Source organism: Mesorhizobium sp. M0751 (assembly GCF_040320265.1).
In the GTDB taxonomy this organism is placed as follows: domain Bacteria; phylum Pseudomonadota; class Alphaproteobacteria; order Rhizobiales; family Rhizobiaceae; genus Mesorhizobium.
The window spans coordinates 26,182-37,941 of the sequence record NZ_JAMYPH010000006.1 but is presented as its reverse complement, the minus strand read 5'-3'; the positions used below and the strand labels follow the sequence as shown (position 1 = coordinate 37,941).

13 protein-coding genes are annotated in these 11,760 nt (G+C 62.0%); 12 read left to right on the top strand and 1 reads right to left on the bottom strand.

Annotated features, from left to right (window positions below; translation table 11 throughout):
* The first annotated feature begins 24 nt into the window (after positions 1-24).
* The 5 genes from NKI19_RS12025 to tsf all read left to right on the top strand — a co-directional run bounded on the left by NKI19_RS12025 (position 25) and on the right by tsf (position 4,666).
* Positions 25-852, top strand: a complete 828-nt coding sequence (locus tag NKI19_RS12025; RefSeq protein WP_352491534.1) for a cell envelope integrity EipB family protein — start codon at positions 25-27, stop codon at positions 850-852.
* A 136-nt stretch (positions 853-988) separates the two neighbouring features.
* Entirely contained in the window at positions 989-2,287 is a 1,299-nt protein-coding gene (locus tag NKI19_RS12020; protein WP_352491533.1) for a lysophospholipid acyltransferase family protein, read from the top strand.
* 43 nt (positions 2,288-2,330) lie between these two features.
* Positions 2,331-2,609, top strand: coding sequence for a DUF4031 domain-containing protein (locus tag NKI19_RS12015; protein ID WP_352491532.1), 279 nt, complete (start codon positions 2,331-2,333; stop codon positions 2,607-2,609).
* A 204-nt stretch (positions 2,610-2,813) separates the two neighbouring features.
* Complete coding sequence (gene rpsB / locus NKI19_RS12010) at positions 2,814-3,611, top strand: 30S ribosomal protein S2 (RefSeq protein WP_031211288.1); 798 nt, start codon at positions 2,814-2,816, stop codon at positions 3,609-3,611.
* 119 nt (positions 3,612-3,730) lie between these two features.
* Positions 3,731-4,666 (top strand): translation elongation factor Ts, encoded by a 936-nt coding sequence (tsf, locus tag NKI19_RS12005; RefSeq protein ID WP_352565357.1) that lies wholly within the window; start codon positions 3,731-3,733, stop codon positions 4,664-4,666.
* Here tsf and NKI19_RS12000 read toward each other — a convergent pair.
* Positions 4,655-5,593, bottom strand: a complete 939-nt coding sequence (locus tag NKI19_RS12000) for a LysR family transcriptional regulator (RefSeq protein WP_352491530.1) — start codon at positions 5,591-5,593, stop codon at positions 4,655-4,657. The two genes, tsf and NKI19_RS12000, sit on opposite strands and share 12 nt — an antisense overlap.
* Before the next feature lie 19 nt (positions 5,594-5,612).
* Here NKI19_RS12000 and NKI19_RS11995 point away from each other — a divergent pair, with 19 nt between their 5' ends.
* The 7 genes from NKI19_RS11995 (at position 5,613) to rseP (ending at position 11,638) form a co-directional block, all read left to right on the top strand.
* Complete coding sequence (locus NKI19_RS11995) at positions 5,613-6,137, top strand: nuclear transport factor 2 family protein (protein ID WP_352491529.1); 525 nt, start codon at positions 5,613-5,615, stop codon at positions 6,135-6,137.
* Between the two features lie 54 nt (positions 6,138-6,191).
* Positions 6,192-7,298 (top strand): aldo/keto reductase, encoded by a 1,107-nt coding sequence (locus tag NKI19_RS11990; RefSeq protein WP_352491528.1) that lies wholly within the window; start codon positions 6,192-6,194, stop codon positions 7,296-7,298.
* Between the two features lie 132 nt (positions 7,299-7,430).
* On the top strand, positions 7,431-8,153 hold the full coding sequence (pyrH, locus tag NKI19_RS11985; protein ID WP_023674934.1) for a UMP kinase: 723 nt from the start codon (positions 7,431-7,433) through the stop codon (positions 8,151-8,153).
* A 91-nt stretch (positions 8,154-8,244) separates the two neighbouring features.
* Complete coding sequence (gene frr / locus NKI19_RS11980; RefSeq protein WP_084640965.1) at positions 8,245-8,799, top strand: ribosome recycling factor; 555 nt, start codon at positions 8,245-8,247, stop codon at positions 8,797-8,799.
* A gap of 32 nt (positions 8,800-8,831) precedes the next feature.
* Positions 8,832-9,554 (top strand): isoprenyl transferase, encoded by a 723-nt coding sequence (locus tag NKI19_RS11975; RefSeq protein WP_352492017.1) that lies wholly within the window; start codon positions 8,832-8,834, stop codon positions 9,552-9,554.
* Between the two features lie 3 nt (positions 9,555-9,557).
* Positions 9,558-10,391, top strand: coding sequence for a phosphatidate cytidylyltransferase (locus NKI19_RS11970; protein ID WP_352492016.1), 834 nt, complete (start codon positions 9,558-9,560; stop codon positions 10,389-10,391).
* Between the two features lie 104 nt (positions 10,392-10,495).
* Positions 10,496-11,638 (top strand): RIP metalloprotease RseP, encoded by a 1,143-nt coding sequence (gene rseP, locus NKI19_RS11965; RefSeq protein WP_352492015.1) that lies wholly within the window; start codon positions 10,496-10,498, stop codon positions 11,636-11,638.
* Positions 11,639-11,760 lie beyond the last annotated feature (122 nt).

The following is an 11,760-nucleotide window of genomic DNA, read 5'->3' as shown; positions in this document are numbered from 1 at the left end:
TAGCCGCGATGATCGGAGCACCCCATGCGCGCAACGCGCCTCGCATTCAACGCCGTTCTCTTGACAGCGGCTTCCTGGGCGGCTCCCGCTTTTGCGGTGCCTGCGCTGCAGGCGCATCGTGCTGTTTACGACATTTCACTCGACAAGGCCTCAGACCGTTCCGGCATTACCGGCATTACCGGCCGCATGGTCTACGAGTTCAACGGCTCGCCTTGCGAGGGCTATACGGTAAAGTTCCGTCTGGTGACCCAGATCGTAACCAGCGACAACACCAGGCTGACCGACCAGCAGATGACCACCTTCGAGGATGCCGAGGGCAAGACCTTCTCCTTCGTGAACAAATCCTTTGTCGACCAGAACCTCGACAAGGAGGTCAAGGGTACCGCAACGAAGGAGGCTAATGGTCTCAAGGTCGATATCGACAAGCCCGAGAAGAGCAGCCTGGAACTCGCGCCGACCCAGTTCCCGACCCAGCAAATGGTCGAAATGATCGGCAAGGCGGAAAGGGGCGAGCGTTTCTACGAAACCAACCTGTTCGACGGCTCTGAGGATGCCAACAAGGTGGTGACCACCACCGTCGTCGTCGGCAAGCAAGCCGATGCCGACAACGCCGATCCGGAAGCGCCGGCGCTGGCCAAGCTCGCCACCGACAAATACTGGCCGGTCGACATCGCCTATTTCGATGATGCCGACAAAGGCGGCGAGGAGGTGCCGGAATACCGGATCAGCTTCAAGCTGCACAAGAACGGCATCACGCGCGATCTCGTCATGGACTATGGCGAGTTCTCGATGACCGGCAAATTGGTCAATCTGTCGCTGTTCGATCAGCCAAAGACCTGCCCGTCGAAATAGGCTCGAACCAACGACAAGCCGCCGGCCGCTATCCAGCATTAGCAGTGCTTGATCTTGCGGGGCATGTCGCATCGACTTGAGCATGCCGCAATTGCATATGAACGTTTTACGACGGTAAGCGCCGCGGGGGAGCAAGTTGAGCAGGATCGACGTTTTTGTTGCGCCGCGGCCCAACGCGACGCTGATCAAGGCCATGACATTCGTCAACCGGATTGTCATGCTGCACGGCATTCCGGGGCTTCGTGACCTGTTGCCATTCAACCGTCTGGCCGGTTTGCGCGGCGTCGCCAATGTCCGCCACATCGATTTTCCGGAGGATGACCGGCAAAGGTTGAAGGCTTGTTGCGGCGCGGGCAAGGCGACGTTCATAACACCCAACCATCCCGAATTCTTTACCGACTGGATGATCGACAAGGAGGTCGTCTCGCGGGTAAGCCCGCTGGCGGCATCCTGGGCCACGCACGGCGTCGTCAACGGGCTTGGCCGGCTGATGCAGAAATTCTGGTTGGCCAACAATCTGATCGCGCAAATCCCGGGCAACAGCACGGCCGCGAAGGAACATTCGGTGGCCTGGGCGCTGAAGGGGCACGGCGTGCTCCTGCATCCCGAAGGCGGTGTCGGCTGGCATGCCAACATCATTGCCCCGCTGCTGCCGGGCGCGGTCGAGATGGGGTTCGAGGCGCTGAAGCGCGGCCGCCTGACGGATCCGGATTTCAAGGTTTGGATCGCGCCCGTGATCTGGAAGCTCGCTTTCACGGGGAATGTCGAGGCGGCGCTGGCAAAGGAATGCGCCTATGTCGAGCACAGCCTGAAGATCGAACGCCGTGCCGCCGATACGCTGCCGGAGCGCGTCCATCATATCTACGCGACGCTGCTATCGCGCGATGAGGCTGCGAATGGCCTGCGGTCCGACGAGCGGGCTTCGTATGACACACGTCAGAAGGACCTGCTGACCGAACTCGGCCGTCGCCTTGCTGAACTTGTTTCGCTCGACGCCGGCACGCTCGACAATGCCGAGCTTTTGCGCCGTTCGCGGCGCTGGCTGCGGGAAAACACGGACGGCACCGGAAGCCAGAAGCAGGTCCGAATGCTGGCGGATACAATCCAGCGCCTGCAGCGTGTCGGGCCGTGGGCGTCGGCCAATCCGCGCATCACGCAGGAGGAGATCGCCGAACATTTGAAGCGAATCCGCAACGATTATTGCAAGGGTACGCTGCGCGATACCATCAACCGTTTCGTGCCGCAGCCGGCAGGCCCGCGCCGCGCCTATGTCCGGGTACCGGAGCCGCTAGGCTTGCACGCCTATCAAGGCTCCGTCGAGGAGGCACTCGCCGAACTGCATGACCGCATGCAGGAGACCGTCACCAGGACGATGACGCAACTCGAGGCCGGCGGCGGCTTCATTTTCTATGCCAATCCCTTCTATCATCGTTAGCGGCGTGTTGGTCGGCGCAAGATGAAGGAGTGCGGCAAGCCTCATGGCGGTCTATGTCGATGCGGCGATCTGGAAATGGGTCGGCCACCGCTGGTGTCATCTGCTGGCAGACGACACCGACGAGCTGCATCGCTTTGCCGGGCAGCTCGGCATCAAGCGCTCGTCCTATCAAGGGCCACCGAAGACATCGGCACCGCATTATGACATAACCGGGTTCGAGCGCGACCGCGCAGTGCGGTTAGGCGCCATCGAATGCAGCCGCGAGGAGATCGTCGCCGTTTTCCGGCGTGTGCGGGTGCCGAAGGCGAAGATGCGGCGATGACACCGGTGCGCTGATCGCCGCACGCTGAACCACAAGACGCCACAACGCTTGCGTTTGTCGCGCTTCCCCTCTATATGCGCGCTCATTCCACACACGGACTTTGGTGTCTGCCCGGGAGAAATCCGGCTGAAACCTCCGGTGGCGTTCGAGGACAAAGTCCAAAAATGCCTGTGTCCGTGGAGGCTAACCGGAAAGGAAATAAGAATGGCTCTGCCTGATTTCAGCATGCGCCAGCTATTGGAAGCTGGCATTCACTTCGGCCACCAGACCCACCGCTGGAACCCGAAAATGGCGCCCTATATCTACGGCGCCCGCAACAACATCCACATCATCGACCTCTCGCAGACGGTGCCTTTGCTGCACCAGGCGCTGAAGCAGGTTTCCGACACTGTCGCCAAGGGCGGCCGCGTGCTGTTTGTCGGCACCAAGCGCCAGGCCTCCGACATCGTCGCCGATGCCGCGCAGCGCTCGGCCCAGTACTATGTCAACTCGCGCTGGCTCGGCGGCATGCTGACCAACTGGAAGACGATCTCGAATTCCATCCAGCGCCTGCGCAAGCTCGACGAAATGCTGGCCGGCGAGGCTCAGGGCCTGACCAAGAAGGAGCGCCTCAACCTCGACCGCGAGCGTGAGAAGCTCGACAAGGCGCTGGGCGGCATCAAGGATATGGGTTCGACGCCCGATTTGATGTTCGTGATCGACACCAACAAGGAAGCGATCGCCATTCTCGAGGCCAAGCGTCTCGGCATCCCGGTCGTTGCCATCATCGATTCCAACTGCGACCCGGACAAGATCGACTTCCCGATCCCCGGCAACGACGACGCGGCCCGCGCCATCCAGCTGTATTGCGATCTGATCGCCAAGGCAGCTATCGACGGCATCGCCCGTCAGCAGGGCGCGCTCGGTGTCGATATCGGCGCATCGGTCGAGGCTCCGGTCGAGCCGGCGCTCGATCAGACCCCGGCCGCCGAGAGCCCGGCAGCCCAGACGCCGGAAGCATAGTAGCGAAGGCCGGCTGCGGCCTTCATCTTTCCAATATGTTGGCGCGGTAAGCGCTACCGGCACCAGGCGCATCATCGAAAATCGATGGTGCGTCGGTGCATTTAGACAAAGAGGCGACAATGAGCATTTCGGCTGCACAGGTCAAAGAACTCCGCGACTTGACCGGCGCGGGCATGATGGACTGCAAGGCGGCGTTGAACGAGACCAACGGCAATATGGAAGAAGCCATCGACTGGCTGCGCAAGAAGGGCATTTCCAAGGCCGACAAGAAGGCTGGCCGTACCGCTGCCGAAGGCCTGATCGGCGTCGATTCCGGCGTCCGCGAGGCAGCGATCGTCGAGGTCAATTCCGAGACGGACTTCGTTGCGCGCAATGCTGCGTTCCAGGAGATCGTCGCCAATGTCGCGAAGGTCGCGCTTGCCTATGGCGGCAAGACCGATGCCGTTGCCGCCGCTCCCTATCCGGGCTCGGGCAAGTCCGTCACCGAGACCATCAAGGACGCCGTCGGCACCATCGGCGAGAATCTGGGCTTCCGCCGCTCGGCCAAGCTCACCGTCGAGCACGGCGCTGTCGCAACCTACGTTCACAATGCGGTCGCCGACGGCCTTGGCAAGCTCGGCGTGCTGGTGGCCATCGAGACGACAGGCAACGCGCATGCCGCCAACGCCTTCGCCCGTCAGGTTGCCATGCATGTCGCTGCCACCAATCCGATGGCCTTGACTACCGAAGAGCTCGATCCGGCCGCGGTGGAACGCGAGAAGGCGATCTTCGCCGACCAGGCGCGCCAGTCCGGCAAGCCGGAAGCGATCATCGAGAAGATGGTCGAAGGCCGTTTGCGCAAGTTCTATGAAGAGGTCGTGCTGCTCAAGCAGGCTTTCGTGCTCAATCCCGACATTACCGTCGAGAAGGCGCTGAAGGATGCCGAAAGCGAAATCGGCGCGCCAGCCAAAATCGCTGCCTATCTGCGCTTTGCGCTCGGTGAGGGCATCGAGAAGGAAGAGACCGATTTCGCGGCGGAAGTCGCGGCAGCGGTCAAGAAGCAACTATTCGTTTGAAAGGCTTTTTCGGCCGGGTATCCGCGAGGATGCCCGGCCGATTTCTTGCGCGGTGTCGATGAAGGTGCGGAGCTTCGGGGCCATCGCGGCGCGGCGCGGGAAATAGAGGAACAGTCCCGGTTCCTCGATCGATGCCTCGCCAAGGACTTCGACCAGCCGGCCTGCCTCGATGTCGGGCTTGACAAGCGGCTCGAACAGATAGGCGAGGCCGATGCCGGCAAGCGCCATTTCCCTTGCCGACAGCGGATCGCTGACGACCACGCTGCCGCGTGTCTCGACGCTGATATCCTTGCCATGGTCTGACAGATCCCACCGATAGAGCGCATGTGATCGCAACAGCCGATAGCCGATGCAGTTGCAGGCAGAGAGATCAGCAATTGTTCGCGGCTTTCCGTGGCGGCCGACATAGGCCGGAGAGGCGACAATGGTCGTCCGGAACGGCTGAGTCAGCCGCACCGTCACCATATCCTCGGCGATCATCTCGCCCAGCCGGATGCCGGCGTCGAAACCCTCGCCGACGATATCGCTCAGACGTTCGTCGGTGACGATCTCCACGGTCACGTCAGGGTAGCGTTCCGCCATCGCCGTCAGGATGGGCATCAGCGCCAGAGGCAGTGCCAAACGCGGCGCATTGATCCTGAGCAGTCCGCTTGCCCGGCCTTTGACAGAGCGGATGCGTTCGATTCGGTCGGCAATGTCTTCCAGCGCGGGCTCCGCCGCAGCGACAAGCGCGGTACCAGCCTCGGTCAGCGAGACGCTGCGCGTGGTGCGGGCAAACAACGGCTGGCCGATCCGCTCCTCTACCAGCCGCACCGCATGGCTGACCGCTGACGGGCTCATGCCGAGCTCGGCGGCCGCCGACGCGAAGCCGGCACGCCGCGCGACGGCAACGATTATAGGTAGGTGGCTAAGCAGATCGCGGTCCATTCATGCATGATATCGCATAGTGCATGCGGATAATGCAATCTTATCCGCAGGGAAAGGAGGGCGCATCTTTGACCGCATCACACGGCAATCGCCGAGCAGCCAAGGAGGACGTCTAATGACCGACCTCGATTCCGAACAAACCCGTAATCTCGAGACCGTGCGTAAATTCTTTGATCTGATGCATCGCAAGGACATTGAGGCATGGGGCGACCTTTGGTCTGAAGATGGCCGTATCCTTGTCTTCAACCCGCCGGCAGGATTTGGAAACAGCATCGATGGCAAGGCCGCGATCCTGGCGGCCTTCCGAGGCCTCTTCGGTAATTTCGAATCCTTCGATTCGCAGCTGACAGCCATCTATCCGGCAGCGGATTCGGACGCGATCGTCGTTGAGTACAATTACCGCGCGATGCTGATCGGCGGCACTGAATACACCAACAGCAATATCGCGATTTTCCGCTTCAAGAGCGGTCTGATCAGCGCCTACCACGACTATTTCGATCCGCGCCGGTTCCAGGTGGTGATCGATGCGCTGGCCAAGGCCTGACTGCGTATCCCAGGCAAGACCTCACTCCCGCTTTTCAAACTTCAGGAGAAATCCATGACCATGTCCTACTACACGCTCGGCAACAGCGGGCTGCGTGTCACCCGCCTGGCGCTCGGCACCATGACGTTCGGCACTGAATGGGGCTGGGGCGCGGAAAAGGAAACCGCGCGCACCTTGGTTGATGCCTATGTCGAAGGCGGTGGCAATTTCTTCGATACAGCAGATCTCTATACCGGTGGCACGGCTGAAACCTGGCTCGGCGAATTCATCGCCGAGCGTGGGCTGCGCGACAAGGCGGTGATCAGTACCAAATTCACCTACAACGCCGAACCGGGCAACCCGAACGCCGGGGGCAACGGCCGCAAGAACATCCTGCGGGCTGTAGACGGTTCGCTGAAGCGGCTCGGCACCGACTACATCGACCTCTACATCCTCCATACCTGGGACAGGCTGACACCACCGGAGGAGGTGATGCGGACGCTGGACGATCTGGTGCGCGCCGGAAAGATCCGGCATGTCGGTCTGTCCGACGTGCCGGCCTGGTACGCAAGCCGGGCGCAGGCGGTCGCCGAGCAGCGCGGCTATGAACCGGTTTCGGCGCTTCAGCTCGAATATTCGCTGGCCGAGCGCAACATCGAGCACGAGTTCGTGCCGTTCGGCACGCGCTATGGCGCCGGAATCATGGTCTGGAGTCCATTGGCCAGCGGCCTGCTCAGCGGAAAATACCGTTTCGATACAATCGTCAAGGATGGTGGCCGGCTGGAGACAATGCGTGGTTCGCCCAATCCCGGTTTCCAGAAATTCACCGACCGCAACTGGCAAATCGTCGCTGAACTGGAGACGGTTGCCGGCCAGCTCGGCCGCAGCATGGCCCAGGTCGCCCTGAACTGGACGGCAAACAGGCCAGGCATTGCGTCCGTCATCGTCGGCGCCACCAGGCTTAACCAGCTCAAGGACAATCTCGGCGCGCTTGATTTCGATATTCCCGAAGATCTTCGGGCACGGCTCGATGAGGTGAGCCGGCCGGTCACGCCCTTTCCGTATTCGTTCTTCGGCCCTGAAATACAAGGCGGCCTGACCGGTGGGCAGGCGGTGGGCGGTAAGCCGGCAAGTTATCTGCCGGACCTGCTCATGCAAGGCACTTTTGCCGGCGTGAGCTGACGGTTATCCCGGTCGACGATCTCAACTTTCCGGCTCGGGGGCCGCGTGACAGCGCGGCGCCCTTCGTGTATCGGAACGCCCAGTGTTTCGGGGCGCACCGAAACGCGTCACACGCACGATGACGAGGACCAGATGACGGTGAAGCCCCTCTACCGACGTGTCTTGCTGAAAGCATCGGGCGAAGCGTTGATGGGCGAGCAGCATTTCGGCATCGACGTATCGGTGGTCGACCGCATCGCCGCCGACATCGCCGAGGCCCGCGCACTGGGCATCGAAGTCGGTGTCGTCATCGGCGGCGGCAACATCTTCCGTGGCGTCGCGGTTGCCTCGAAGGGCGGCGACCGCGTTACCGGCGACCATATGGGCATGCTAGCCACTGTCATCAACTCGCTGGCGCTGCGCACCTCGCTCAACAAGATCGGCGTCGACGCCGTTGTGCTGTCGGCGATCGCCATGCCCGAGCTTTGCGAAAGTTTTTCGCAGCGTCAGGCGACCGCCTACATGAACCAGGGCAAGGTCGTTATCTTCGCCGGCGGCACCGGCAATCCGTTCTTCACCACCGATTCGGCTGCAGCCCTTCGCGCCGCCGAGATCGGGGCCGATGCTCTGTTCAAGGGCACCCAGGTCGACGGTGTCTATTCGGCTGATCCCAAGAAGGACCCGCACGCGACACGTTTCGAGCGGATCAGCCATGACGAAGTCATCAAACGCGGGCTTTCGATCATGGATACGGCGGCGATTGCACTTGCGCGCGAAAACAACATTCCGATAATCGTCTATTCGATCCACGAGAAGGGTGGTTTCGGCGATATCCTGAGGGGCGGCGGCCGTTGCACGGTTGTCGCAGACGATTGACCGAACCATGAACCCGAAAGGGACCGGTTGCGGATGAGGCTCGAACAGGGCCTAAGCAGTGAACCCGGGTTAACGGGTCGAGGAGACGATGATGAGTGGCGAATACGACGATCTCAAACGGCGCATGGACGGGGCGATCGCCGCGTTCAAGCATGATCTGGCTTCGCTGCGCACCGGCCGTGCGTCGAGCAACCTGCTCGATGCCGTCCAGGTGCAGGCCTATGGCACCACCATGCCGATCAACCAGGTGGCAACAGTGTCGGTGCCGGAACCGCGCATGATTTCGGTTTCGGTCTGGGACAAGTCGATGGTCAGCGCAGTTGACCGCGCCATCCGTGAAGCCAATCTCGGCTTCAATCCTATCGTCGACGGTACCAATCTCAGGATTCCGCTGCCCGAGCTCAACGAACAGCGCCGCAAGGAGCTGGTCAAGATCTCGCACGGTTATGCCGAGAATGCCCGCGTCGCCGCACGCCACGTTCGTCGGGACGGCATGGACTTTCTGAAAAAGGCGGAAAAGGACGGCGACATCAGTGAGGACGACCATCGCAAACGGGCCGACCAGGTTCAGAAACTGACCGACGAGACAATCAGCACCATCGACCACCTGCTTTCCGACAAGGAAGCGGAAATCATGCAGGTCTAGGGTCTGGCCACGCCTGGCCCGGAAGCGAGAATATGGCAACGCCCGCGCATGTCGCGATCATCATGGACGGAAACGGACGCTGGGCCAAGGCGCGCGGCTTGCCGCGGCTGGCCGGTCACCGCGCCGGCGTCGAGGCGCTGCGCAAGACAGTGCGGGCCGCCCCCGGCCTCGGCATCTCCTTCCTGACCGTCTACGCTTTTTCGTCGGAAAACTGGTCACGGCCGAAATCCGAAGTCAGCGACCTCATGGGCCTGCTGAAGCTTTTCATCCGACGTGACCTCGCCGAGCTGCACCAGAGTGGGGTGCGGATCAGGGTCATCGGTGACAGGGCAGGGCTGCAGCCCGACATAAGGGGCCTGCTCGAGGAAGCCGAAACGCTCACTCTCCGCAACGAGGCGCTGACACTGGTCATTGCCTTCAATTACGGCGGGCGCGATGAGATCGTGCGCACCGCGCGCAAGCTCGCAGCGGCGGTGGCGCGCGGTGAGATGGAGAGCGAGGCGATCACGGCCGATTCCTTTGCCAGCTCGCTCGATACAGAGGGCATTCCGGACCCGGAACTGGTCATCCGCACCAGCGGCGAGCTTCGGCTGTCCAACTTCCTGTTATGGCAGGCCGCCTATAGCGAACTCGTTTTCCTGCCTTGCTACTGGCCCGACTTCAGTCGCGAGCACCTGTCCGACGCACTGCGCGATTTCGCCGGCCGCGAGCGCCGCTTCGGCGGACTTGCCGCCCAAGATGTCGCCTCAGGCTGAGGAATGAGCAACCTCCAACTCCGGGTCATTTCGGCGGTCGTGCTTGGCATCGTCACGCTTGCCCTGACCTGGCTCGGCGGACTGTCCTTCCGGTTGCTTTGCGCCGCCATGGCGGCGGTGATCTTTTACGAGTGGACGCGGATGAGCCGCCCCGTTGCCCCGGCAGGTGCTAGTGCTACGGCAGGTCTCGGCTTTCTGCCGGAGGCGCTGATCGTGGTCTTTATTGGTGCCCTCGTCGCCGGCCTGCCTGCATCTTTGCTGCTGCCGCTCGTCGCGGCTCTGGTGGCTATCACTGCCGTCGCTTCCTCCATGCGCAGGGCAGGACCGTGGGAAGCATCCGGCCTTGCCTATGCGGCCGTGTCCGGCTTGTCGCTGGCCTTCTTGCGTGACGGCGACCATTCAGGGCTGCTGGCCATTCTGTTCCTATTCGCCGTGGTTTGGGCGACCGATATCTTTGCCTATTTCGTCGGCCGCTCCGTCGGCGGCCCAAGGCTGGCGCCGTCGATCTCGCCGGGCAAGACGCGGAGCGGGGCGCTCGGTGGGGTGGTCGGCGGCGTAGTGGCCGGGCTGCTTCTGGCCGCCGTAGCCGGAACGGGCAACCTCGTCGTGCTTGGCGTGGTCGCACTGGTGCTTTCGATCGTCGCTCAGGCCGGCGACCTGTTCGAATCATGGGTCAAGCGACGCCACGGCCGTAAAGATTCCGGCACGCTGATACCCGGCCATGGCGGCATCATGGATCGGGTCGACGGGCTTGTCGCGGCGGCTTTCGCCCTATACGTCATCGGCTGGATTTCCGCGACCGCCGATCATCCGGCACAGGGGCTGTTTCCGGTTTGAGCGGCATCGTCGGTGGGCCGGCGCGGGGCTGCGCCATGGATTCGCCTGGATTGATGTCACAGTCGCGGCGTGATCTGTGCCGTGAATGAATTTGAGGGCATGAGTTGAACGAGATTCTTCACGCGGTTTTCAGCACAGAGGGCTTTGTCCTCGGCACGCTGGTGCCTTTCCTGTTCGTGCTGACCGTGGTCGTTTTCGTCCACGAAATGGGCCACTACCTCGTCGGCCGCTGGTGCGGTATCGGCGCAAAAGCCTTTTCGATCGGTTTCGGCCCTGAGATCATAGGCTTCAACGACAGCCGCGGCACGCGCTGGAAGCTTTGCGCCATACCGCTTGGCGGCTACGTCAAGTTCGTCGGCGACATGAACGCGACGTCGAGCCAGCCCAGCTCGGAGGAGATCGAGGCGCTTAGCGACGAGGAACGCAAGGTCGCCTTCCACACGCAGCCGATCTGGAAGCGTGCGGCGACCGTCGTGGCGGGGCCGCTGTTCAACTTCCTGCTGACGATCGCCGTCTTTGCCGTGCTGTTTTCCGTCCATGGCCGGCCCGTGCTGGAGCCGATGGTGGCCGAGGTCACCGTCGGCAGTCCGGCCGCCGCGGCCGGCATCATGCCCGGCGACCGATTCGTCAGCGTCGACGGCAGCAAGGTCGAGACCTTTGCCGACGTCCAGCGTCTGGTCTCTGGCCGCGCCGGCGACAGCATCACCTTCGTCATGCTCCGCGGCGGCAAGGAAATCACCGTCACGGCGACGCCGCGCTTGATGGAACAACAAGACGCGCTGGGCAACAAGGTCCAGGTGGCCGTGATCGGCGTCGTCAATAATAAGGAACTCGGCCAGCCGCGGCTGATCACCTACAGTCCGGCCGGGGCGGTCGGGGCAGCGGTCCAGGAAACCGGGCACGTCATCCAGCGCACCGGCCAGTTCCTGCAACGTTTCGTTGTCGGTCGCGAGGACAAGTGCCAGCTGGGCGGCCCCATCAAGATCGCCAAGATGTCGGGTCAGGCGGCAAAGCTCGGCTTTGAATGGCTCGTGCAGCTTGTTGCATTCCTGTCAGTCGGGATAGGGATTCTGAACCTATTGCCGATTCCCCCCCTCGACGGAGGGCATCTTCTGTTCTACGGCGTGGAGGCTGTCATCCGGCGGCCGGTGTCCGAACGGATGATGGAAATGGCTTACCGAAGCGGCCTCATATTGGTGCTCGGCTTCATGGGCTTTGTTTTCTGGAACGATCTGTTTGGGTGCTGAAATCATGAAGGAATTTGGCTTCGGCACAAGCAATGTTGAGACGCCGTTTACCATGCGTGGGGATATGCGTGACGCGAAAGCCACGCCGCAGGGTTAAGTAAATACAAATTAACCAGAAGCCT